The sequence below is a fragment of the Streptomyces sp. NPDC007264 genome (assembly GCF_042869095.1).
In the GTDB taxonomy this organism is placed as follows: domain Bacteria; phylum Actinomycetota; class Actinomycetes; order Streptomycetales; family Streptomycetaceae; genus Streptomyces.
The window spans coordinates 86,453-111,102 of the sequence record NZ_JBIAFD010000013.1; the positions used below are offsets into that span (position 1 = coordinate 86,453).

Sequence of the window (24,650 nt, forward strand, 5' to 3'; positions counted from 1 at the left end):
CGTTCACCCGGCAGCACGGCCGTTCCACGATGGGCCCGAGGCGTGAACCAAGGCGCTCGGCGCGGACGGGAAGACCATCCGGCCCGAAGGGAAGAACCGGTCGTACGACGAGTTCGCCGCCGAGCCGACCGCCTGGTAGCCGGCCCGCCCTCAGCCTCCAGGGACCGCCGGCGATGCTGCTGGACCGCAAGGACCGGATGACCATGGCGGTCGGCCCGGAGCTGGAGACGGACGCCTGGATGAGTACGAATTGACCGTCGCCTGAACTGCCGGGACCGGTGCCGGGGTGGCTCGATGACTCGATCAGCTGCCGGTCCAGCTAGGCCGCCGGTCCGGCAGGATGTCATATTGTGGAGATGCACGTTCCGTCGTTCTGCTCATGAGGCAAGGACCGAACGGTGAGTTCCATCAACCAGGCGAACTCAGTGCAGATGTCGACGCCAGGGGGGCGCGTTGCTTCGTTTCAACGTTCTTGGAAACCTTGAGGTCTTGTCCGACGGTTCGAGGCTGCACCTTGGCGGAGCAATTCACGAACGGGTTCTCCTGAGTCTGCTGCTGGATCCGGGCCGGACCGTCCCGGTCTCCTTGCTGGTGCAGGCGGCGTGGAACGACGAACCCCCCATGACCGCCACCCACCAGGTCCGCAAGGCCGTCGCCGACCTCCGTCGCCGGATTCCGGACGGCAACGACCTCATCGTGACCGACGGTCAGGGATATCGAGCCGTTCTGGACGGCGCAGGACTGGACCTGGTCGAGTTCGGCGCCCGCACCGGCGAGGCGGACCGGGCCGTCGCCGAGGGCCGCCCCGCCGACGCCATCGCCGCCCTGCACGAGGCCCTCGCGTTATGGCGCGGCCGCATGTTCGGCCTCGGCAGCTCGGCGCTGGAGGCCGCCGCGGCCCGCCTGGAGGAACGCCGGGTGACCGCCGCCGAGCAGGTCTTCGAGCTGTGCCTGCGGGCCGGCCACGCCGGGGGGCTCGTCGCCGACCTGCGGGACCTGGCCGCCCAGCACCCCTTTCGCGAATCCCTGCACGCGTACCTGATGCTGGCGCTCTACCGCAGCGGGCGCAAAGCCGAGGCGCTGGACGAGTACCGCAAGATCCGGGAACTGCTCGTGGAGGAACTGGGAATCGATCCCGGCCCTCAGCTGAGCGGCCTTTACGAAGCGATCCTGCGCGAAGCTCCGGAACTGACCGTTCCCACGAGTGCGGCCGCGGAACCGCCGGAGCCCGCCCCCGTCACCGCCGACGCCCCCGATCAGGCGCACACCCCGTGCACCCTGCCCTATGACGTATCGGATTTCACCGGGCGGGAGAGCGAACTGCGCACGCTTCTCGACCACATCACCGGCCGGCCGCAGTCGCGCCGCCGCAGTCAGGTCGTGGCGATCGACGGAATGGGAGGCAGCGGAAAGACCTGTCTTGCCGTGCGGGCCGCCCATCAGGTGACCGCCAAATTCCCGGACGGGCAATTATATATTGACCTGCACGCATTCACCCCTGGCGAGTCGCCCCTGACGCCGGCTGCCGCGCTGGACAGTCTGCTGGGTCTGCTCGGGGTGCCCGCCGACCGGATCCCGGGCGATCTGGAGGGGCGCCGGGCCCTGTGGCGTTCGCTGCTGGCCAGCCGCCGGGCCCTCCTCGTCCTGGACAACGCGGCCGACACCGGCCAGGTGTATCCGCTGCTGCCGGCCTCCCCCGGATGTCTGGTGGTGGTCACCAGCCGGGAACGGCTGGTGGACCTCGACGGCGCCGAATGGATCTCGATCGGTCCGCTGGCCCCCGAGGAGGCCACGACGTTGGTCGAAGGGGTGCTCGGCGCCGCGCGCACCGCCGCGGAACCCGAGGCCGTGCAGGACCTGGTCCGGTTGTGCGGCGGACTGCCGCTCGCTCTGCGCATCGCCGCCGCCCGGCTGCGCAACAGACCGCGCTGGACCGTGCGCTATCTCGTGGAGCGCCTGCACGACGAGTCGCGGCGCCTGAAGGAGCTGAGCGCGGGCGAGCGCAGCGTCGCCGCCACCCTGCAGCTCTCGTACCAGGCCATGGACGAGGAACACCGCACCGCGTTCCGGCTGCTCGGGCTGTACTGCGACGCCAACATCGACGTCTATGCGGGTGCCGCTCTGCTGGCGACGGACACCCACGACGCCGAGCAGATCCTGGAACGGCTGCTGGACGTGCACCTCCTGCAGCAGTCCGACATCGCTGTCTACCGGTTCCACGACCTGGTGCGCAACCTCGCCCAGAGCCTGAGTTCGCCCGCCACCGCGCACGACGACGAGATGGCCGTCGAGCGGCTGCTCTCCTACTACTGGACGACGACGGAGGCCGCCTGCGAGGTCCTCTTCCCCGGGCGCGCGAACAGCCCCGCCCTCGTCGCCCCCCACCAGGGCGAGTTCCCGGAGTTCACCACGAGGGAAGGGGCGCGGAGCTGGTTCGCCCGGGAGCACGCCGGCCTGATCGCCGCGGTGGAACTGGCCGACCGCAAGGGTCTGGACCGCTTCACCGTGGCGCTCACCCGGAACATCGTGTTCTGGCTCAACTCCGTCGGCCGCTTCGACGAGTTCAAGCAGCTCAGCCGGCTGGCGGTGGCGGCGGCACGGCGCGGCGACGACCTGGCGGCGCTGGGCAGCAGCCTGTCGAGCCTGGGGGTCGCCTGCTGGCGGCTGGGGCACCTCGACGAGGGGGTCCAGTCGGCCAGGGAGGGACGCGATGTCGCCGCCCGGATGGGCGACCGGCAGACCGAGTCCCACAGCGAGTCGATGATCGGCCTGCTGCTGACTGTGCAGGGGCAGCACGCGGAGGCGCTGTCGCACCTGGAACGCGCCATCGCGCTGGAGCGCGAGCTGAACATCCCGCGGGCGGAGGCCGAGAGCCTCAGCAACCTCAGCACCCTGCACATGCAGTGGGGCCGGTACGAGGAGGCCGCGCGGGCGGCCCGGCGGGCGCTCGAGATCCACCGTTCGCTGGACTACCGCGACAACCACGTCATGGCCCTGACCGACCTCGCCTTCGCGTACGCGGGGCAGGGCAGGTACGAGGAGGCCGACGAACAGCTCCGGGAGGCCCGCGCGCGCTGTGACGCGTCGAGCCCGCCGGGGGACGTGGCGTTGACCTTGGCCCTGTCCGCGGAGGTCGTCCACTGTCTCGGACGGCACGCCGAGGGCCCGGGCCTGGCCGAGGAGGCCCTGGCCTTCGCCGCGATCAGCGGCAGCCCCACGCGTCAGGCGAAGGTCGAGAACCTGGTCGGCCGACTGTTCCGGCGACGCAAGGAGTTCGAGCGGGCGATGGCGCTGCACTCCCATGCGCACGAACTCGCCGTCGCGATGCGCTACCGCACCGAGGAAGCGCACGCGCTCTACGGGATGGCGGAGGCGGCGGCCGCCTTGGGCGACGGAGAGACGTCCACCACACACACCACGAGGGCGGAGGAGCTGCTGCGCTCCATGGACTCCTGTGGGCACGCCGCCTGGTGCCTCACGGGTTAGTGGTCGCCGGTCCCTGGTGGCCGGCCTGTCCCGCGCCGTCGGTGGGCGTCACCACACCCATGGCGCCCAGGGCCAGCATCGACACCGCGGCGACGAGGCCCAAGGTCTTGGTCAGCGTAACTCGCATGTGATCTCCCTCAGTGCTGCGCGGGGTTTCCGCGGCACCGCCAAGGATTCCGGCAGCCGTTCCCGTCCCGATCCCCTCGCCTTCCCCGCGCTTCCCGCCGGTCAGGAAACGGCGGGATCGTTCCGGCCGGCCAGCAGGGACAGCACCTCCGCACCCGGGTCCTGGCCGGTGGCCGCCGCACGCAGCCGGGCCATCGGACCGGGAACGGGGGACACCTGGGCGCTCGCGATGCACGGGCCCCGCGGTGTGAAGACCACGTGGGTGCGGACCCGCCCGCTCTCCAGACCGCTGAGGTCGAGCAGGGCGCGTACCGTGGCCCGGGCCGCCGCCGCGGCCGCCTCGGTCGGTTCGACGGGGTGGACGCACGGGCCGCCGGCGCGGAGCGGGCCGGCCATGCCGAGCACGTGGTGCATCCCGGCGTGGGTGAAGGTGTCCACGGCGATGCGGGGCCCTTCGAGGAACTCCTCGATAACGCACGGCAGGGACGGCCCGCCGGCGACCCACGCCTCCAGTGCGTGGCTGTTGCGGATGACGTCGATGCCGGCCGCAGGACCCGTCTTGACGACCACCGGATGACGGAGGTTCTCCAGCCAGGCGCGCGCGACGCCCAGCGAGCTGACCCGGACGGCGTTGACCACGGAGATCCCGGCCTGGTTCAGGGTCCGGCGCATGGCGGCCGGGTCCTGCAGCGCGTACAGGGCGGCCGCCCGCCGCGGGGACAGTGACACCAGGGCGTCCTCCACGGCGTGGTGCAGGGCCGGGCGGTCGCCGAAGTACAGGATGTGCTCGATGCCGTTGACCCGGGCCGTCTCGACCATGAACCCGCGGGCCACGTCCCGGTCCGTGCCCCGCGTCGCGTCGGTGCTCGCGGCCAGCCGGTCGTCGCTGTCCAGGTTCGACAGGGACCAGACCTCCAAGCCCAGCTCCACGGCGGCCGCGAGCAGGCCCGGCGCCGGATCGATCAGCAGGATCCGCCCAGGGTGCCGTCCCACCGACCCGCTCCTTTTCCGTCTGCCCACGAGGTCAGCTCCGCTTCGGCGTCGTCACCACCACCAGCTCGCCGCCGTCCTCGGAGAGCGCCAGGTCCACCGTCAGCGAGATCAGCTCGCCGAGCCTGCGCACATGGGTCCCGCCGCAGGCGATCCCGACGGTCCGCTCCGGCAGCTCGCACACCCACCGCCGGCGTGCGGTGAGCTCCGGCCCCGGTGTCTCGACGCGCACGGGTGCGTCCTGGGCGAGCCGGCCCGCCAGCCGCTCATTGATCTCGGCGGCCAGCCCGGGCAGCGCCTCGCGCAGTCCCTGCGTGTCGAAGCGTTTGCGCAGCGACGTGCCGATCCGGTAGCGGTCGGTGGTGCCGGCCACGTCGATCCGGGACTCCGCCACGGCCGTGCCGTCGAAGTCCGGGTGGCCGAGGCCGTCGAGGCGCACCTCCTTGCGCCAGCGGCCGGCCAGAGCCTCGTTCAGCGCGAGTGCCATCAGGTGGCAGCCGGTGTGGGCGGCCGACAGGGCGGCGCGGCGATCGTCGTCCACGTGCAGGGTGACCCGCCGGCCGGGGGCGGGCGCCGCGCCGTCCACGAGGTGCACGACGAGCCAGCGCCAGGCCGGGTCGCCGCGCCGCACCGGGATGTCGGCTCCCACGGCGAACGCGCCGTCGGGCCCGATCCCGCCGGTGACGCAGTCCACCACCGGGTGGATGACGCCGTCCGCGACCAGCGTCCCGGTGTCGCCGGGCTGGTCCGGCCAGCTGTGGTCGAGCGGGTGGAAGGGCGTGGTGTCGACCAGCACGCCCGTGCCCCCGGGCAGCGCGCGCGTCCCGAGGACGGTCGCCGTGCCGGTCGTCGCCCCGGTGGGAAAGGTGACCGCGGTCGTGGCCGGCCGCGCCGTCGGGCCCGTCATGACGCGGCCTGACGGCGGGTGGAGGCGCCGGCGTCGGCGGCGAACCGTCTGAGTTCCGGTACGAGTTCGGGATGGTCGCCGCGGGCGGCGTTCTCCAGCAGTTCGGCGGCGGCGGTCAGCCGGGCGACGCGGCCCGCGGAGGTGTCCAGGAGGTGGCCGAGTTCGACGCGGACCCGGGCCGCCGTCCTCGGGACCAGCAGCGAGTAGGCGAGCAGCAGCGCGGCGTCGTAACCCCGGGGCGCGATGCCGTACGCCTCCCAGTCGAGGAGTACCGGTCCCTGCCGGGTCAGGTTGCTCCAGTGCAGGTCACCGTGGGCCGTGGTGTACTCCACGTGCCGCGGGGCGGGCATGCCCAGGAAGCGAGGGAAGGCGTGGTCGAGCCACTCGCGGCGCACGGTCGGGCGGTCGGTCCGCGCGGCGGAGACGCTCGCCAGGGAGGCCCGCAGCGAGGCCCACCAACGGTCCGGGAGGTCGAGCGGGGTGCGCAGGATCGGGCCGGGGGAGCAGACCCGGCTGCTGAGGTAGGCGGCCAGCTCCGCGTGGTACAGGGTCTGGTCCTCACGGGTCTCGTGGACGGCGTACAGACGTGGCTGCGGGACCTCGGGGAGCGCGGCCCACGCTTCGGACGCGCCCTCCCAGAGGACGTCGGGGCGTCGTCCGACGGGGGCCGAGTCGAGCCGCAGCCAGCAGTCGCCGTGCTCACGGTGGCGGCCCCGCCTGCCGAGGGTCCGGCCGTTCCAGCCCCAGCACGCGGGGCCGATGACGGTGACTCCGAGCGTGGCGGCGGCACGGTGGTGTGCCGCCGTCATCCGCCGCTCGTCCACGGGATTGCTCGGCGGGGCGTACATGTCGTGTGTTCCTCCGTGTCGAGGGGGTCGACCGCCGGTGACGACCGGGACGGGCGCGCTCGGTGCGGGTCGACGACGTCGTGGGTCAGGGCTCCAAGACCTCGGCGGCCACCGTCTCGGCCTCCGGTGTCCCGCTCCCCCGCCGTTTCTGCACGGTCTGCCACACCAGCGCGCAGGCGAGACCGGCGGCGACCTCGATCAGCGCGCACCAGGCCAACACGGGCTTCGCGCCCGTCGCGCCGGCGATGTAGGCGGCCACCACACCGAGCGCGGCGCCGCCGGCGCCGCCGGCGAACTGCATGGCCGAGAAGACGAACGGCCGGTGCGCCGCCGCCACGTGCTCCTGGACCGCGCCCTCGACGAGCACGATGCTCACCGAGCCCATGGCGCCGAGGAGGGTGAACAGGGCGCACGCGACGAGCACCGAGTCGGCCTGGGTGAACGCGAAGAACACCAGGCCGTCGAAGACGATCATCCAGGCCAGCGACGACTCGCTGAACACCCGTGGGAAGCGCTGGGTCAGCACGGCTCCCAGGATGCCGCCGAGGCCGCCCAGGCCGAGCAACAGGCCGGTGAAGCTGCCGTCGAGCCCGTAGGCCTGCTCCGCGAACGGGAACATCAGCGGCGACTCCACCTCCAGGATGATCACCACGAGGCAGTACGTGGTCACCATCGCTACCACCTGCGGCATCCCGAAGAGATGGCGCAGCGAGGCGCTGACCGCGACGGAGGTCTCCTTCTCCTGCTCCCCGACGGGCACTGTGGCGGACTTCAACGCGGCCAGCAGCGGCATGACGGCGACGCCCAGCACCGCTCCGATCACCAGACTCCAGGTCATGCCCAGCATGGTCACCGCGATGCCGCCGAGCGGCGGCGCGACGATCACCAGCACGTTGCCGACCATCGTCCGCTGCGCGTTGTACGGGGTGCGCTCGTGCTCCTGCAGCACGTCCGCGTCGAAGGTGCGTTTGGCGCTGAGGACGGCCTGGTGGATCAGGCTGTTGAGGGCGGCGACCACCAGCAGGCTGACGGTGGTGATCGGCAGCAGCGCCGCGCCGGCGAACAGCACGACGCGGGCGCCGTTGAACGCGATCAGGGTCCGCCTGGCGGTGAGCCGGGCCGTGAGGCGGCCGGCCGTCAGCACCATCAGCAGGGCCGGCAACAGCGTGGCGGCGCCGATCAGTCCGACGTCGGCCGTCCGGCCGGTCAGCTGGTAGATGCCGGCCGTGAAGACGGTGTAGTACGCCAGTCCGGTGAGCCGGACGAAGGTGTCGGCAGCGAGCAACTGCCGCAGTTCACGCCTCAATGGAAGGCACCTCGTAGGCCCAGCCGACGGCCGCACCCGCGGACATGTTGATGACGGAAGCCCCGGACCGGCTCCGCAGGAAGCATCCGGACCACCCCTCACCGTAGCGATAGAGGCCCAGGACGCATTCCCGGGACATCGTCTCACTCGAGCCGAGCAGCCGTACGTCGAACTCGGCGGGTGTGACGATCTCCTGGGCGATCCAGCTGCCCCGGTTCTCGCCCGCGAGCCGGTCGCGCAGCTCGGCCTCGCCGACCGTGCGTCCGTCGATGACCCCGGCGCCGCCGAAGTCCGCGGCCGACTTGAAGAAGTAGCCGGACCGGTCGGCGATCAGCGCGTCCACGTTCGCGTCGGTGACGACCCGCGTCAGCGGCACGAGGGCGTCGATCATCGCGAGGGTCGGCTCCGGGAGCAGCGCGCGCAGCTCGGGGTCGTGCAGGAGCCCCATCCACACCTTGCTGCCCATCACTTCGCCGGAGAAGTCGCCGACGACGTGCCCGGCGGTGCGGAACGCCTCGGTGACGAAGTCCAGGTCGCAGAGCGCGTCGTCGGCCATGAAGACGCGGTAGACCAGCGTCTGCGCGTCGATCCGTTCCGCGCCGGACTTCTCGGTCGCCAGGAACACCTCGATGCCGGCGGGCAGCTGGTGGGCCAGCGTCTCGCGCATCCACTCGAGGTCGAACTGGCCGTAGCCCTCCCAGGTGCTCCAGTCCAGCAGGCAGACCTTGGTCAGGCCCTTGCGCCACATGATCGGCGCGAGGTGGCGGGCCAGGTGCTCGTACGGGGTGACGGTGGGCGGCAGACCCGCCGCCAGCTCCTCGTACCGGCGGAACTCGGCTGTCTCCGGGCCGCCGACGCTCGAGTCCAGGTTCAGCTCGCAGATCCGGACCGATCCGTCGGCGACCGGGATGAGGTCGATGCGCATGACGGGGCACTCGTACCCCTCGGGGTCGTCGAGCACCGGCATCCACGGGGTGAGCTGCACCGGGATGCCGAGCAGCCGCAGCACCTCCGCGCTGTCCATGGTCGACAGCAGGTGCTTCAGGAGCACCGCCTGGGCCCGGAAGATCTCCGGCACCGCCGAGCGCACCTGTTCGAGGTCGAAGCCGGTCAGCGGGACGGTGGTGGCGAGCGGCAGGAGTTTGTCGCCGGCCCCGTCCTTGTAGCGCTCGCGGAAGTCCCGGATCCTTGCTCCGATCCAATCGCTTCCGGCCGGGTTGATGACGTCGTCGCTCAATGCGTGCCTTCCTTGATGAGGTCCCCGCCGCCGACCGGTCCGCCCTCGGGGGGCCTGCCGGTCGGCAGGAGGGGGGTGTCGGGGGGTCCGGGCGTCCGGATGCCCGGCTGTCCGTGTACAGGGGCGCGGGTGTCTAGCGCGCCGGCTCGGACCGGGGCAGCTCGCCGGATCGTACGGCCGAGTCGAGGAGCCGGCCGAGCAGTTCACCGGTCATCGGCCAGCCGGGCTCCGGCCGGCCGAGCACGGCCTGGGTGTTGTCGTGGGCGAAGGGGTTGCGGGCCCGGTCGCGCGCCGGCGCCGACTCGCTGTCCTCGTCGAGCACCCCGAGCAGCGGGAAGGCCGCGTTCTCGGGCTGTTCGGCGAGCTTGGCGAGCCACTTCTCGGGCGGGAGGACCTCGGCGTCGAAGCCGTGCTCACCGAGCCAGCCGGCGATCAGGTCGGAGTCCACCATCGTTCCGTCGACGACGTGGAACACCCGGCCGAAGACGTCGTCGCCCAGCGCGACGGAGCACATGGCCGACGCGGCGTACTCGACGGTGAGCCAGGGCTCCGGGACCGCCCGTCGGGGCAGGGCGCCGAGCCGGGCACCGCCGACGACGAGCATCCGCGCCAGGTCGCCCTCGGGCCAGCGCCCGCTCTCCGCGGAGCCGACCACGCGGCCGATCCGCAGCACCGTCGCCGGGACGCCCGCCTGCTGCGCGGCGCCCACCAGCTGCTCGGCGACCCACTTGGACTGGGCGAAGCCGTAGTCCAGGCCGTCCGGGGCGGGCACCGGGAGTTCCGGCCAGATCCGCTCGGCCGCGCCCGTCTTCCAGGGCATCACCGAGACCGTGGAGGTGAAGTGCAGCGCCTTGACCCGGCCGAGCGCCGCGAAACGGATCGCCTCGCGGGTGCCGGACACGTTGGCGGCGCGCAGCGCGGTGTAGGGCTGGGCCAGATTCTCCGTCGCACCGTGGTGGAAGACCACGTCGACCCGGTCCGCCAGCTCCTGCCAGGATCGCTCACCGAGGCCGAAGCGGGGCAGGCGCAAGTCGCCGGCGAGCACCGCCACGTCCTGCGGTCGCGGCAGCGTGATCCCGCTCCGGTGGAGGGTCGCGGCGAGGCGGCCCTTCGCCCGGCGCTCGTCGGGCTCGCCGATCAGGCAGGTCACCGTCGCGGACGTGCGCCGCAGCAGTTCGGCGAGGAGGTGGGCGCCGATGAACTCGTCGGCGCCGGTGAGCAGAATGTGCTCGGGTGCGCGCATCCGAGCCCGGTCGTCGTCCGTGGCGGACACCGGGGCGAGGTCCAGCTCCGTGTCGGCCGCCAGCACCTGGCGCAGGGCGTCGTCGATCGCCCGCGCCTGGGCGGTGCCGTCCTCCTCGATCGCCGTGGCCAGTTCCGCCGGGGTCGGGTTCTCGAATATCGCCGACATCGGCAGCTGGGCGCCGAAGGCTTCGCGCAGCCGGCCCACGACCTTGATCGCGAGGATCGAGTGGCCGCCCAGCTCGAAGAAGTTGTCCCGCACGCCGATCCGCTCGATGTTCAGGACGTCCTGCCAGACCGTCACGACGTGCTGCTGCACCTCGGTCGTCGCGGCCTCGTACGGGAAGCGCAGCTCCGGCCGCTCGGCGCTCGGTTCGGGCAGGGCCCGGTAGTCGACCTTGCCGTTGGCGTTCAGCGGCAGGTTGGCGAGGACCACGTAGTGCGTGGGCACCAGGTGGGCCGGCAGCAGCTCGGTCAGGTGGGCACGCAGCGCGGTCGGGTCGGGATCCTGCTCGGGGTCCGCCGGGGTGACGTAGGCGACGAGCCGCTGCTCGGCCGAGGACGCGCCCGCGGTCACCGCCGCCAGGGCCACCGTCGGGTCCTTCGTCAGCGCGGCCTCGATCTCTTCCGGCTCGACCCGAAAGCCGCGCATGCTCAGCTGCCGGTCGGCCCGGCCATGGAACTCGATCGCGCCGTCCTCGCGCAGCCGCCCCAGGTCACCGGTGCGGTACATGCGCGGCGAGCCGGGGGTGAAGGGGTCCGGCAGGAAGCGCTCCGCAGTGAGCTCGGGCTGGTTGCGGTAGCCGCGGGCGATGCCGGCGCCGCCGATGTGGATCTCGCCCACGGTGCCCGGCGGCACCGGCCGGCGCTGCTCGTCGAGCAGGTAGACGAAGGTGTTGCGGACCGGGAAGCCGATCGGCACCGACTGGTCGGCGGCGGCTGGGTCGACGTCCCAGATGGTGGAGTCGTTGGTGGTCTCGGTCGGCCCGTAGTGGTTTTGCAGGGTGGCGTTCGGCAGCAGCTCGTGGAAGCGCTTCACCATCTCCGGGCGCAGGACGTCGCCGCCGGAGACGACGACACGCAGCGAGGCGCAGAACTCCGCCACGCCCGGGGCCTCCAGGATCTGCGCCAGCAGCAGCGGCACCGAGTCGAGCTGGGTGACCCGGTGGGCGCCGATGAGCTCGGCCAGCCGGAAGGGGTCCTTGCGTTCGTCCGCGGCCGCGATGACGAGGCGGGCTCCGCTGGTCAGCGGCGCGAACATCTCGAAGACGGACGAGTCGAAGCTGAACGAGTACTTCAGCAGACCGACGTCCTCGGCTCCGTAGCCGCTGTGCTCCCGGATCACCTGCAGGGTGTTAGCCACGTTTCCGTGCGTCACCTCGACGCCCTTCGGGCGGCCGGTAGTCCCAGAGGTGTAGATCACGTACGCCAGGTCGTCGAGCGTGGCGGTGGCGGGCAGCGACGGCTCCGCCGGCTCGCCCGCGGCGGGCCGGCCCGGCACCGCGACTGTCGGCACGGGCAGCACGGCGGCGCCCGCCAGCAGGTCTTCCTGGACGAGGATCGCGGTGACCCCGGAGTCGGCGACGAGGAACTCCAGCCGCTCCCGCGGATAGCAGGGGTCGAGCGGCACGTAGGCAGCCCCCGACTTGAGCACGGCGATGGTCGCCGCGACCATCTCCGGGCCGGGGTGGGCCATGATGCCGATCACGGCCTGGGCCGCCGGGGCCGCGGCCTCCGGAGCGGGGGTTGCCGTGGCCGGGGATTCGGGGGCGGCGATCGCCACGGCCGGAGCGCAGGTCCGGCGGGCGATGAGCGAGGCCCACGCGTCGAGCTCTCCGTAGCTGACGCGTTCCCCGCCGAACTCGAGGGCGACCGCGTCCGGCCGGCGCGCGGCGTGCCGCTCGAAGAGGGCAACGGCAGTGGTCTCGGAACGGTTCTCAAGGCCAGTGTTCATGGTCACGCCTTCACGCGGAGGGGCCGGCGGCAGCGCGCCCGACCAGTTCGGACAGGGTCTTCTCGGGGGCGTCCACGACGCGTCGGCACAGCTCGACGAACTCCTCCGCCATCGCCGCGACGGTCGAGCGGTCGAAGAGGTCGGTCGAGTAGATCCACTCCATCAGCACCTCGTCGGCCGGGTCGGAGCCGGGAACGGTCGCCAGCTGCTCGCCCCGCGGGATGACGATGACGTCGAGGTCGTGCTTCGCGCTGTAGTTCTGCAGGTAGTGGATGTCCGCACGAGTCACGCCCAGGGACATCCGCGGTACCCGGGCGTCGTGGTACGAGAAGGCCACCTGGTACAGGGGGTTGTACGACAGGTCGCGCACCGGGTTGAGGTACTCGACCAGCTTCGAGAACGGGAAGTCCTGGTGGCGGTAGATCTCGAGGGCCGCCTCGGTGATCCGGCCGCGCAGTTCGTCGAAGGTGGGGTCGCCCGACAGGTCCGCGCGCAGCAGACCGCCGTTGATCATCATGCCGATCAGTCGCTCGGTCGACTCGAACCGCCGGTTCGCCATCGAGATGGCGATCGTCATGTCGGTCTTCCTGGTGTACTGGTTCATCAGCATGGTGAAGATCGCCGTCATGACCATGTAGCCGGTGGCGCCGGTGGGGCCGCCGAGTTGCCGGATGCGCCGGTACACGTCGGCCGGGACCGGTATGACCACGACGTCACCGTGGTGGCTCTGCACCGGGGGCCGGGGACGGTCCGTCGGCAGCGGCAGCAGCTCCTCCGCGCCGCGCAGCTTCTCCTGCCAGAACTCCCACTGTCGCTGCGCCTCGTCGCCCTTCAGCCACTCCCGCTGCCACACCGCGTAGTCGGCGAACTGGACGGGCAGCTCCGGCAGGTGGGGTCGGCCGCCCTCGGCGAAGGCCCGGTAGCATTCACGCAGTTCCTGCATCAGGACGCCGAACGACCAGCCGTCGTGGATGAAGTGGTGCTCGACCAGCAGCAGCATGTGGTGGTCGGCGGAGAGCCGGAACAGCACCCAGCGGAACAGCGGCAGCCGGCCGACGTCGAAGGGGCGGGCCACGATGGTCTGCATCCGGTCCAGCGCCAGGATTTCCCGGATCTCCTCCGGTTCGGCGCTGAGGTCCTCCACCTGGACGCTCACCGGGTAGGGCGGGTGGACGACCTGCTCCGGCATCCCGTCGGCGCCCGCGACGAAGGTGGTCCGCAGCAACTCGTGCCGGCGGACGATCTCGGTGAGCGACTCCTCCAGCACCGCAACCGACACCGGTCCGTGCAGGTCGAGATAGGCCTGGGTGGCGTACGCGATGCTGTCCGGCACCAGTTTGCCCAGGAACCACACCTGCTCCTGCGGGAGCGAGAGCGGGATCGGCCCGCTCCGCTCGGCCCGGGTCGGGCCCTGGACCTTCGTGGCAGAGTCGGCGTTGGCGCGCAGCCAGGCCACCAGCCCGGCCACGGTCGGGTGCTCGAACACGACCGACACCGGGATGTCGGTCTGGAACTCGGCCCGCACCCGCGTGACGATCTTCGTGACGAGCAGGGAGTGCGCACCGAGCTCGAAGAAGTTGTCGTTGACGCCGACCTCGTCCAGACCGAGGGTCCGCGCCACCGTGGCGGCCACCTGCTGCTCGTCCTGGTCGCCCGGCGCCGCGTACGGCACCGACAGCTCGGGGCGGACGGAGGGCGGGGCGGGCAGCGCGCGCAGGTCCACCTTGCCGCTGATCCCGAGCGGCAGCTTGTCCATGACGACGTAGGCGTTGGGCCGCAGGTGCTCCGGGAGGGCCTCGCGAACGCGCTCCCGGAGGGCGGGGACCAGGATCGTCCCGTCGGCGACCGGGGTGACGTAGGCGACCAGCAGCACGTCGTTGCCGCTGCCGCGGGTGGTGACCGCCGCGGCCTGCACGGCCGGGTCGGCGCAGAGCGCGTCCTCGATCTCGCCGGGCTCGACGCGGAAGCCGCGGACGGCCAGCTGCCGATCGGCGCGGCCCTGGAACTCCAGCGCGCCGTCCGCGCGCAGGCGTCCGAGGTCGCCGGTACGGTAGAGGCGCTCGCCGCGCGGGTCGGTGACGAAGCGTTCCTCGGTGAGCTCCGGCCGGTTGTGGTAGCCGACGGTGACGCCGGCGCCGCCGATGTAGATCTCGCCGATCTCGCCCTGCCCGACCGGGGCGAGCGCGTCGTCCAGGACGTGCACGGACGCGCCGGCGATCGGGAAGCCGATCGGCACCGGCCCGGCCTCCGCGTCGGCGTTGCAGGACCACACGGTGGTGATGACGGTGGCCTCGGTGGGGCCGTACTGGTTCTGCAGTTCGCACCAGGGCGCGAGGGTCAGGAACCGGTGGGCCAATCCGCGCGGCAGCACGTCCGCGCCGGAGATCGCCAGCCGCAGGGTCGCACAGGCGGCGGGGAACTCCGGCAGATCGACGACCTGAGCGAGCATGGCCGGGACCATGTCCCAGATCGTCACGCCGTGCCGCTTGACCGCCGCGACGAGCTTCGCCGCGTCGCGGCGCTCCTCGGCGGCCGCGACGACCAGCTTCGCCCCGTACGCGAGGGGGGCGAAGACCTCCAGCACCGAGGCGTCGAAGGTGAAGGAGTGGGTGAAGATCGTGACGTCGCGGGAGGAGAGCTTGTAGCCCTCACCCACGGCGTGCAGCAGGTTCGCGATGTTGGACTCGGTGACCCGGACGCCCTTGGGGCGGCCGGTCGATCCGGAGGTGTAGATGACGTAGACGAGGTCGTTCGGGCCTCGGCGGGCCGTCTCGACGGCCGGGGCGGACTCCGCCTCGACCGCGCTGGCGACTGCCACCACGGGCAGGTCCCGGCCGGACAGGCGGGCCGCCAGGCGGTCTTCGGCGAGCACCGCGGACATCCCGGAGTCCTCGATCAGGTAGTCGAGGCGCTGCTCGGGGTATTCGGGATCGAGCGGCACGTAGGCGGCGCCCGCTTTGAGCACGCCCAGGATCGAGGCGATCATCGCCGATCCGGGCAGGGCGTAGACACCGACCAGCTCCCCGGGACGCACGCCCCGGTCGGCCAGCTCGTGCGCCTGACGGCAGGCCAGAGCGTCGAGGTCCTGGTAGCTGAGCGTGCCTGTCGCGGACACGACTGCCGTCGCGTGCGGTGTGGCCGCCACATGCTTCTCGAACAAGTCGATGAACGACTCGATCACTGTTCGGCTCCTCAATCAGTAGTCGGTCTCGGAAGGCCCCGCCCCCGGCCGGGCGCCTCGGCGCCTTGGCACGTGGGGGCGCGATGGCGCGATGGCGCGATGGTGGCCGGGTGGCGCGGTGGCTCCGATGGCCGGGGCGGGCCCGCGCACGCTCGGTGGCGCGGGGTCCGGCTAGGCCGGGTGGTCCGGATGGGCCGGGTGGTCCGGATGGGCCGGGTGGTCCGGATGGGCCGCCGGGCCTGGACGGTCCGGGCGGGCCGGGCCGGCCCGCGGCTCGGGTGGCCCGGAGCCCAAGGGCCCAGGAGGCCGGGGCCAGGCGGCCCGCGTCAGACGGCGAACGCCGTCTCGACCACGCGCCCACTGCCACGCCGGTCGGCCGCCGACGGCACCGGGTCGCTCACCAGGCACACCCGCTGCAGCCAGCGGTCCCGGCCGTCGAACCGGGCGGGGAACTCCGAACGCGCGTGGACGGCACGCCGGTTGTTGACGATCAGCAGGTCGCCCGGCGACAGGCGGACCCAGCGCCGCACCTTGTTGACGGCACCCCGCAGTGCCTCCAGCGCCTGCTGCGCGTGCGGCGTGTCGCCGACCATCAGATCGAGGTCGAAGGTCATGTACGGGTCGTACGGATTGCCGTACAGGACCGGCAGCGTCGGACCGTTGCCCTGCACGCCGTTGGCACTGCCGAAGGAGAAGTCCACCCCGGTGCGGAACTGCGGGACGAACAGCTCGCAGCGGTCCGCCAGGCTCAGGTGGGGCAGCGCCATCCGCACGCTCGCCATGATGGTCTTCGCGACGCCCTCGTGGTCGTTGCGCAGGCAGTGCAGCATGAGGAAGTCCGGCATGTGCGGGTGGAACGCCGTCTCGGTGTGGAAGTCCAGCAGGATCGCGGAACTCTCCGAGGAGAGGTTGGCGGCGTTGTGCGGCGTGGGGGCCACGTTCTGGAACAGCAGCCCGTGCTTCTCCTGGAGGTAGGCGAGCGGGAAGCCCAGCGCGGAGGCGAAGCCGGCCAGCCACAGCTCGCTCAGCCAGGTGGACTTGTCGACCTGGCGCCCCGGGTCGGCGGGGGTCGCGGGCAGGTCGGCGTCCACCGGCAGACCGCGGACGAGCAGGCCCTCGTAGTCGTTGGACCGGTGCCGGAAGGTGGTCACCGCCTCCCTGATCACGCGCGGCATCTCGTCGAAGCGCAGCTCCGCCTCGACCAGGAAGGCCGCCTGGTCGCGGTAGGGGTCGGGCAGGACGCCCCCGCCGATCCGCTCCAGCAGGGACCGGTAGGGCCGCGCGTCGACGACGTGGGGGCCGTCGATCAGCGCCAGGTCCTCCTCCGGGGAGAACGAGCGGACCGTGAAGCAGCGTTCGTGCGTGACCGCCTTGGCCATCTCGGAGCCGGCCGGGGCGGGCTGGCCGGTGAGCAGCCAGCCGAGGGTGTTGATCAGGAACCGGGCGTTGTCGGCACGCCCCAGGAAGGGCAGGGCGAACAGCTCGCCGCTGCCCACGACGACGAGCCGCCCCCCGCCGACCTGGCCGGCCACGGCCAGCAGGCTCCCGTCCCGGGCGGCGATCCCGGTGACGGCGGAGCCGGTGACGGACAGGCCCTGTGCGCGGTGGAAGTACAGTTCCTCGACGCCCTCGGTCACCGGGTGGCCCGGCAGCACGTCGGCGGAGACGGAATAGGTCAGGAGGTGGCTGGTCGGCGGCGCCTGGCGGACGGACACGAAACCGGGCTCGAGCACCAGCCCGGGCACCAGGTCGTCAAGCGGCCGGGGCGCGTTCTCGGCCGTGGCACCACCGAGGAGCAACAAGCCCCGGCCCGCGGCGAGATGGCCACGCAGCATCACCAGGTCCTCGTCGGTCAGCGGCGGTTCGTCGTCCCTGGGCAGCGTGAGGACCAGAAGATCCGCCCCGTCCAGCGCGCTCTCTTCCCAGCGGTCGCCGATCGAACGGACCGCGACCTCGCCGAGGTGCTCACCGAGCACCTCGGCGAGGTCGGCGAGGTGCCCCAGGTACTTCTCCTCCGGGGCGGCGGTGGCCTCCCCGCCCGTCGGCTCAATGCGCCACGCATCGGAGTGAAATCGATCCAGAACGATGTCCGGCATAGACAGCTCCCTCATCGAACTTTTCGAGCTCACGCTCGACAAGACAGGCACGCGTGCCCCCGAAGGAAGCTCACCGCGGAACCGCCGCCCCCGAAGCCCGACGACCATGAACCCGCCCCGCACAGTGGAGACGTGGTGTGTGTGCCTCCGCCATCGTCACCCCCGGCCTTCCCGTCCCGTTCCCGCCCCGTTCCCGCCCGCCGAGGAGCAGGGCGGCACCGTCGACGAGTGCGGGCGGTCACGTACACGGCAGCCCCGGTGCGCGTCTCAGTCCTGGACGGGCCGTTCCCTGACCGCGTAACAGGCCCGCAGCGCGGGCTCACCGCCGGGACCGAGGGCGGTCATGATCCGCTGCAACCGCGCGGAACGGAGGTCGCCGGCCACCATGGCGCGGGAATGCTGTTCGACGGGCGGGCAGTATCCGTCCGTTCCCCCCGCACGAGATCGCAGACGGGGGGCGGTCGGCGCGTTCCCGATGCTGAGGTACGCGGCTCCGCCGTGAGCGTCCGCCGCCCGCGCTACGCCATGAACGAGCGTCAACTGAGCGTCGAGACGGTCGCCCTCCCTTCGTCCCAAGAGAAGGGACGACCGCACCGCCGTCCCGGTACGTCATCTGGAACGCCAGGTCAGACGGCATTCGTCAGCAGACCACGCGCTTCACGTCGTGCATTTGGAAAGACAGGTCGACGATTCTTGGCGCGCCTTGGCATCCAGGAGAACATGCAGGTCAGAGGCTTTTTGCAGCGGGCTCCAGAATCGCCACGCACTCCACATGATGCGTCATCGGAAACAGGTCGAACGCCCGCAGCGTCCGCACCCGATACCCGCCGTCCCGGAAGTACCCCAGGTCCCGTGCGAGCGCCGCCGGGTCGCAGGCGACGTAGGCGATCCTGCGCGCCCCCAAGGTCGTCAGATGGGCCACCGTCCTGCGGCCCGCGCCCGCGCGCGGCGGGTCCAGGACGATCAGGTCGACCTCCGTGATGCCGGTGCGCGGGAGGTCCGGTTCGACCTTGCCCTGTTCGATGCGGACGCGGTCGAAGTCGGCCAGGTTGTGCCGGGCGTCCTCGACGGCGCGCTTGCCGGACTCGATGCCGAGGACGGCGCCCTGCTCGCCGAGCCGGTCGGCGAGCGCTCCGGCGAACAGGCCGACACCGCAGTACAGGTCGAGCGCCGTCTCGCCCCTGCGCGGCAGCAGGCCCTGCATCACCGCCGTGACGAGGGTGTCCGCCGCCCTCGGGTGGACCTGCCAGAAACCGCCGTTGCCGACGCGGTACGTGCGGCCGTCGGCGCGTTCGCGGACGAAGGGGCGGCCGTGGACGCGGTGCACCCCACCGGTCCTCTCGTCGACCCGCAGCACCGACACCGGGCGGTCCAGCTCGACCAGCGGCAGCCGTGCGCCCGGCTTCGGCGTCAGGATGACCTGCCGGTCCTGCGAGCCCGTCGCCGCGATCGCCTCGACGGAGTCCATGCCCGTCCAGTCCCGCTTCTCGATGCCCAGCTCGCTGACGCCCTCGGCGGCGATCATGCAGTGGTCGACCGGCTCCACCTCGTGCGAGCGGTGCCGGCGCAGGCCCGCCCTGCCGGACACGTCCACCGCGTACTGCACCCGCGTACGCCACTTCGGCACCTCGCCGGCCGGCAGCTTGTCGCCCTCCGCCGGCACCACCGTGCCGTCCCAGCCCGCCTCCTCCGGCGTGAGGCCCGCGAGCCGGCTCAGCTGCTCGGCGATCACCTCGCCCTTCAGCCGGCGCTGCGCGCCCGGCTTGGCGTGCTGCCAGTCGCAGCCGCCACAGCGGCCGGGCCCCGCGTACTGGCACGGCGCCTCGATGCGGTCCTTCGACGCCTGCAGCACCCGCACCGCGTCCGCCCGCAGGAAACGGTCCCCTTCCTCACCGTCGGTCACCCGCGCCACGACCCGTTCCCCGGGCAGCGTGTGCCGCACGAAGAGGACCTGGCCCGCGTCCGTACGGGCGATGCAGTGACCGCCGTGGGCGACAGGGCCGATCTCGACCTCGTACTCCTCCCCCACCAGCGACTTCTTCGGTTCTGCCTGCATGGCGGGACGGCTCCAGGTACGAGAGGGGTGCGGAAAGGGGGCGGCTGCGAAGCGACGCGGCCGGACAACAGCCCACCAGTCTACGTGGGTGTCGTCCGGCCGTTCACCACGAGCCGGTGGGGGCGGGCGGCGGCAGTCTCAGCCCTTCGGGGCCGACGACTCCTTGGCCCGCTGCTCCGCCGGCCCCCGCCGCACGGAACCCGGGGCGTTCCACTCCTGGCGCTTGCGGGCGCGGACCCTGGCCGCCTCGGAGGACTCCAGCTGGTACGGCACGGAGGTCACCATGATGCCCGGGGTGAACAGCAGCCGGCCCTTCAGCCGCAGCGCGCTCTGGTTGTGCAGCAGATGCTCGTACCAGTGACCGACCACGTACTCGGGGATGATCACGGACACGGCGTCGCGCGGGGACTCCCGGCGCAGGTTCTTCACGTACTCGATCACGGGGCGCGTGATCTCGCGGTAGGGCGAGTCGAGGATCTTCAGGGGTACGTCGATGCCACGCCGCTCCCACTCCTCCTTCAGCGCCTTGGTCTCGGCCGGGTCGACGTTGACGCTGAGCGCCTCAAGCGTGTGCGAACGCATCAGCTTGGCGTAGGCCAGGGCGCGCAGCGTGGGGCGGTGGATCTTGGAGATGAGCACCACCGAGTGGACCCGCGACGGACGCACGGTGTCGTCGCTGCGGCCCTCGGGGGCGGCGAGTTCGTCGGCCACCCGGTCGTAGTGGCGACGGATGGCGGTCATCGTCGCGTAGAAGATGCACATGCCGAGCAGCGCGACCCAGGCCCCGTGGGTGAACTTGGTGACCAGGACGACGACCAGCACGAGGCCGGTGAAGAAGGCGCCGAAGGCGTTGATGGCGCGGGAGCGGACCATGTGACGGCGCTTGGCCTGGTCCTTCTCGGTGGCCAGATGGCGGTTCCAGTGCCGGACCATGCCGGTCTGGCTCAGGGTGAACGACACGAACACCCCGACGATGTACAGCTGGATCAGCCGGGTCGAGTCGGAGCCGTAGAGGATGATCAGCAGGGTCGCCGTGCCCGCGAGCAGCACGATGCCGTTGGAGAAGGCCAGGCGGTCGCCGCGGGTGTGCAGCTGGCGTGGGAGGTAGCGGTCCTGGGCGAGGATCGAGCCGAGCACCGGGAAGCCGTTGTAGGCGGTGTTCGCGGCGAGGAACAGCACCAGCGCCGTGGCCGCCGCGAGCACGATGAACAGGAAGCTGCCCTTGCCGAAGACGGCCTCGGCCACCTGCGAGATCACCGGGTTCTGGACATAGCCGGAGCCCACCGCGACGCCGTTGTGGATCAGGTCGGTGGCCGGGGTCTCGGCCATCCGGACCTTGGTCACCATGGCCAGGGCGATGATGCCGCAGAACATGGTGACGGCCAGCAGGCCCATCATCGCGAGCGTGGTCGCCGCGTTCTTCGACTTCGGCTTGCGGAAGGCCGGGACGCCGTTGGAGATCGCCTCGACACCGGTGAGCGCGGCGCAGCCGGAGGAGAAGGCGCGCAGGAGCAGGAAGACCAGGGCGAAGCCCGCGAGGCCCTGGTGCTCGGCCTTGATGTGGAACGCGGCCGTCGGGGCCCGCATGGTGTCGTCGAGGACCAGCCCGCGGAAGGCACCCCAGGCGATCATGACGAAGACACCACTGACGAAGACGTAGGTCGGGATCGCGAACAGCGTCCCGGACTCCCTGACCCCGCGCAGGTTCATCAGCGTGAGCAGCACCACCACGGCGACCGCGCAGAGCACCTTGTGCTGGACGACGAACGGGACCGCGGAGCCGAGATTCTCGATGCCGGAGGCGATCGACACGGCGACCGTCAGGACGTAGTCGACGAGCAGGGCGCTGGCGACGGTGAGACCGGCCTTGGGCCCGAGGTTGGTGGTCGCCACCTCGTAGTCGCCGCCACCGCTCGGGTACGCGTGCACGTTCTGCCGGTAGGAGGCGACCACCGTGAACATCAGGACGACGACCGCGAGCGCGATCCAGGGGCTGAAGTGGTACGCCGTGACGCCTGCGATGGACAGCACCAGCAGCACTTCTCCGGGCGCATACGCCACGGAGGAGAGCGGGTCGGAGGCGAAGACGGGGAGGGCGATGCGCTTCGGCAGGAGCGTTTCGGCCAACCGGTCACTGCGCAATGCGCGCCCGATCAGGATCCGCTTGGGCACGTCGGTCAGTTTGGACACAACAGTGGATCGTAAAGCGTCGAACTGAAGGTCGCCCACCCACAGGTGGAGATGTGCCTCACGCGTCACGGACCGGGCGAGGTCCCGGAGGGGCGATTGATCGACAAAGCTGCCCGACGCACGTGCACGGGGGTGCCCCGCGTGCACCGTGCCTGTGTAGCTTGGGCGGCGGTCTGAGAACCTGAGGGAACCTAGCTGTCACCATGGACATCGGAAGGACGGTCGTGCACATCGTCATCATGGGCTGCGGAAGAGTGGGCTCCGCTCTCGCCCAGACCCTGGAGCAACAGGGGCACACGGTCGCCGTGATCGACCAGGACCCCACCGCCTTCCGACGACTGGGCTCCGGGTTCGGTGGCCGTCGGGTCACCGGGGTCGGCTTCGACCAGGACACGCTGCGCGAGGCGGGCATCGAGGATGCCGGCGCCTTCGCCGCCGTCTCCAGCGGCGACAACTCGAACATCATCGCCGCCCGGGTCGCCCGCGAGATGTTCGGCATCGAGAACGTCGCGGCCCGTATCTACGACCCCCGCCGGGCCGAGGTCTACCAGCGCCTCGGCATTCCGACGGTCGCCACGGTCCGCTGGACGGCGGACCAGATGCTGCGCCGTCTGCTGCCGTCCGGTGCCGAGCCGCTGTGGCGGGATCCCACCGGTGGCGTCCAGCTCGCCGAGGTGCACGCCTCGCCGTCCTGGGTCGGGTACAAGATCAGCCGGCTCCAGGAGGAGACCGGCGTGCGCGTCGCCTTCCTCACCCGACTGGGTGAGGCGATGCTGCCCACCTCGCAGACGGTGCTGCAGGAGGGCGACCTGGTCCATGTGATGATGCGGACGGACGACGTCGAGAAGGTCGAGGCGGCGTTCGCCGAGGGGCCTGAAGGGGAGGGCGGTCACTGATGAGGGTCGCCATTGCCGGTGCCGGTGCCGTGGGCCGCTCCATCGCGGGCGAACTCCTGGAGAACGGGCACGAGGTACTGCTGATCGACAAGGCGCCGACCGCGATCTCGGTCGAGCGCGTCCCGCAGGCGGAGTGGCTGCTGGCCGACGCCTGCGAGATCACCTCACTGGACGAGGCGGCGCTGCAGCGCTGCAACGTGGTGATCGCCGCGACGGGCGACGACAAGGTGAACCTGGTCGTGTCCCTGCTGGCGAAGACGGAGTACGGCGTCCCGCGCGTCGTCGCCCGCGTCAACAATCCCAAGAACGAGTGGCTCTTCAACGAGTCGTGGGGAGTGGACGTGGCCGTCTCCACACCGCGGCTGATGTCCGCCCTGGTCGAGGAGGCGGTGAGCGTCGGCGACCTGGTGCGTCTGCTCCGCTTCAGCCACGGCGACGCGAACCTCGTCGAGCTGACCCTGCCGCCGGAGTCGGCCCTGGCGGGCACGCAGGTCGGCGATGTGCAGTGGCCCGAGGACACGTCCCTGGTGACGATCATCCGCGGCACCCGTGTCCTGACCCCGTCCCGGGAGGACTCCCTGGAGGCGGGCGACGAACTGCTGTTCGTGGCCGCCCAGGCGCGCGAGGAGCAGCTGGAGGAGCTGCTCTCGGTGCGGCGCGAGGACGCCTGAGCGCTGCGCGGGGCGTCCGTCCGGTGCACCAGCGGCGGGTTCGGTGGGGCACCTCCACCGGACCCGCCGGGACGCACGGGCCCGCACAGGGGTCCGGACGCGGACGGGGCACGGACGAGGGCCGGGCACGAACGAGGGCCGGGCACGAACGAGGGCCGGGCACGGACGAGGGTGCACCGGCGACCGCCGGACGCGCCGCGCCTTCGGGCCTACGACTCCCTGCGGTGCCGCCCCGCGGGGGCCTCGAGCCCCTCGTCGTCGGCCTGCCGCGCCTTCCGGGCCTCCTCCTCGGCGCGTTCCTCGGCCTCCATCTCGGCGAACACGTCGATCGGCGCGGGCGCCTTCGCGAGGAACACCCAGGTGAGCCAGACGGCGAGCAGGAACGGCGGGATCTTCAGCGCCACCAGGACCCAGCCGAGCTGGGCGGTGTCGGCCCACCAGTACAGGGGGAACAGGACCGCGCACTTGGCGAGCAGGATCAGGCCCCAGGCCCAGCTCGCCTTCGCGTACGCCTTCTTCCGGCCGGGATTGCGGGTGCGCCAGGAGAGATTCTCCTTGAAGACCGGGCCGAGGATCAGGCCGATCAGCGGGACTCCGGCGATCGTGGTGACGATGTAGGCCAGGGCCAGGCCCAGTGTGTAGAGCATGCCCGGCAGGTAGAAGTCCTTGGCGTTGCCGGTCATCATCGCGAAGACCACGCCGAACGCGACGCCGAACACACCGCTGAAGGCGTGCTTGACGGTGTCGCGCATCACGAGGCGGACCACCACCAGCAGCAGCGACACCACGAGCGCGGCGATCGCCGACCAGTGCAGGTTCTTGTTGACGGTGAAGATGGTGACGAAGAGGAGGCCGGGCACCACCGTCTCCACCATGCCCCGGACACCGCCGAACGCCTCGAACAGCGCGGCCTCGGTCACCGCCCGCGAGTCGTGCTGGGCGTCTTCGGTCGGCTTCTCGAGTGACGTCACCGGCTACTCCCGTCCGAGCGGTCTGAGTTCGTACTTCGGGTTGAACAGCACTCTGCGGCCCCGGATCATCGAGATCCGGCCGGAGGCGATCAGCTTGCGCCCCGGCTCTATCCCGACGATGGAGCGCCTGCCGAGCCACACCACGTCCAGCGCGGCCGAACCGTCGAACAGTTCGGCCTCCAGGGCCGGGACACCGGCTCGCGGACGCAGCGTGACCGTGCGCAAGGTACCAGTAACCGTGACGATCTGCCGGTCGTGGCAGTCGCCGATGCGCGTACAGCCCGCGGTCTCCGTGTCCTCCCGCAGTTCCTCGGACTCCAGGTCCTCGCGCGACGAGGAAAGCCGGTCCAGCATGCGCCGGAAACGGCCCACCGGCTTTTCGGAACGAGGAACAGCGCTCATACCGAAAGCGTACCGGGCACGCTCACACCGACGTACCCGCGTCACCGCCCGCCCAACCCCGCGTCACCGCCCTCCCGGCCCCGCCGCACGC

At 71.6% G+C, this 24,650-nt stretch carries 16 protein-coding genes; 3 read left to right on the forward strand and 13 right to left on the reverse strand.

The genetic code is table 11. The features are described 5' to 3' along the window. Nucleotides 1-621: 621 nt before the first annotated feature. Entirely contained in the window at nt 622-3,486 is a 2,865-nt protein-coding gene (locus ACFYMU_RS22710) for a BTAD domain-containing putative transcriptional regulator (protein WP_388375989.1), read from the forward strand. On the opposite strand, the gene ACFYMU_RS22715 is transcribed toward ACFYMU_RS22710, so the two are convergent. The 11 genes from ACFYMU_RS22715 to ACFYMU_RS22765 form a co-directional block, all read right to left on the reverse strand. Next, the gene (locus tag ACFYMU_RS22715; protein ID WP_388375991.1) at nt 3,476-3,613 is read right to left on the reverse strand and encodes a hypothetical protein; all 138 of its coding nucleotides are present in this window, start codon (nt 3,611-3,613) and stop codon (nt 3,476-3,478) included. The two genes, ACFYMU_RS22710 and ACFYMU_RS22715, sit on opposite strands and share 11 nt — an antisense overlap. A gap of 101 nt (nt 3,614-3,714) precedes the next feature. Continuing rightward, the gene (locus tag ACFYMU_RS22720) at nt 3,715-4,605 is read right to left on the reverse strand and encodes a hypothetical protein (protein WP_388375993.1); all 891 of its coding nucleotides are present in this window, start codon (nt 4,603-4,605) and stop codon (nt 3,715-3,717) included. Nucleotides 4,606-4,636: 31 nt separating this feature from the next. Beyond that, on the reverse strand, nt 4,637-5,509 hold the full coding sequence (locus ACFYMU_RS22725) for a metal-dependent hydrolase (protein ID WP_388375995.1): 873 nt from the start codon (nt 5,507-5,509) through the stop codon (nt 4,637-4,639). Further along, nucleotides 5,506-6,357 (reverse strand): phosphotransferase, encoded by an 852-nt coding sequence (locus ACFYMU_RS22730; protein WP_388375998.1) that lies wholly within the window; start codon nt 6,355-6,357, stop codon nt 5,506-5,508. The genes ACFYMU_RS22725 and ACFYMU_RS22730 overlap by 4 nt, the downstream gene beginning before the upstream one ends. Before the next feature lie 85 nt (nt 6,358-6,442). Continuing rightward, on the reverse strand, nt 6,443-7,663 hold the full coding sequence (locus tag ACFYMU_RS22735; protein ID WP_388376001.1) for an MFS transporter: 1,221 nt from the start codon (nt 7,661-7,663) through the stop codon (nt 6,443-6,445). Next, on the reverse strand, nt 7,653-8,900 hold the full coding sequence (locus ACFYMU_RS22740) for a hypothetical protein (RefSeq protein ID WP_388376003.1): 1,248 nt from the start codon (nt 8,898-8,900) through the stop codon (nt 7,653-7,655). Before ACFYMU_RS22740 ends, ACFYMU_RS22735 begins: the two co-directional genes overlap by 11 nt. 133 nt (nt 8,901-9,033) lie before the next feature. Continuing rightward, on the reverse strand, nt 9,034-12,096 hold the full coding sequence (locus ACFYMU_RS22745) for an amino acid adenylation domain-containing protein (protein ID WP_388376006.1): 3,063 nt from the start codon (nt 12,094-12,096) through the stop codon (nt 9,034-9,036). A gap of 10 nt (nt 12,097-12,106) precedes the next feature. Next, nucleotides 12,107-15,277 carry an amino acid adenylation domain-containing protein gene (locus ACFYMU_RS22750; protein WP_388376009.1) on the reverse strand — a complete coding sequence of 1,057 codons (3,171 nt, stop codon included), beginning with the start codon at nt 15,275-15,277 and terminating at the stop codon, nt 12,107-12,109. Nucleotides 15,278-15,603: 326 nt separating this feature from the next. Continuing rightward, nucleotides 15,604-17,373, reverse strand: coding sequence for a DUF4350 domain-containing protein (locus tag ACFYMU_RS22755; protein ID WP_388376012.1), 1,770 nt, complete (start codon nt 17,371-17,373; stop codon nt 15,604-15,606). Between the two features lie 727 nt (nt 17,374-18,100). Continuing rightward, nucleotides 18,101-19,429: a class I SAM-dependent RNA methyltransferase gene (locus ACFYMU_RS22760; protein ID WP_388376015.1), complete on the reverse strand. Its 1,329-nt coding sequence runs from the start codon at nt 19,427-19,429 to the stop codon at nt 18,101-18,103. A 138-nt stretch (nt 19,430-19,567) separates the two neighbouring features. Then, the gene (locus ACFYMU_RS22765; protein WP_388376018.1) at nt 19,568-21,619 is read right to left on the reverse strand and encodes an APC family permease; all 2,052 of its coding nucleotides are present in this window, start codon (nt 21,617-21,619) and stop codon (nt 19,568-19,570) included. A gap of 224 nt (nt 21,620-21,843) precedes the next feature. Here ACFYMU_RS22765 and ACFYMU_RS22770 point away from each other — a divergent pair, with 224 nt between their 5' ends. After that, nucleotides 21,844-22,515, forward strand: a complete 672-nt coding sequence (locus tag ACFYMU_RS22770) for a potassium channel family protein (RefSeq protein ID WP_388376239.1) — start codon at nt 21,844-21,846, stop codon at nt 22,513-22,515. Then, nucleotides 22,515-23,186, forward strand: coding sequence for a potassium channel family protein (locus ACFYMU_RS22775; protein WP_381081036.1), 672 nt, complete (start codon nt 22,515-22,517; stop codon nt 23,184-23,186). Before ACFYMU_RS22770 ends, ACFYMU_RS22775 begins: the two co-directional genes overlap by 1 nt. 209 nt (nt 23,187-23,395) lie before the next feature. On the opposite strand, the gene ACFYMU_RS22780 is transcribed toward ACFYMU_RS22775, so the two are convergent. Continuing rightward, a complete protein-coding gene (locus ACFYMU_RS22780; RefSeq protein WP_388376021.1) occupies nt 23,396-24,157 on the reverse strand; it encodes a DUF3159 domain-containing protein in 762 nt (253 codons plus the stop codon). Between the two features lie 3 nt (nt 24,158-24,160). Next, nucleotides 24,161-24,559 carry an OB-fold nucleic acid binding domain-containing protein gene (locus tag ACFYMU_RS22785; RefSeq protein WP_388376024.1) on the reverse strand — a complete coding sequence of 133 codons (399 nt, stop codon included), beginning with the start codon at nt 24,557-24,559 and terminating at the stop codon, nt 24,161-24,163. Between the last annotated feature and the right edge of the window lie 91 nt (nt 24,560-24,650).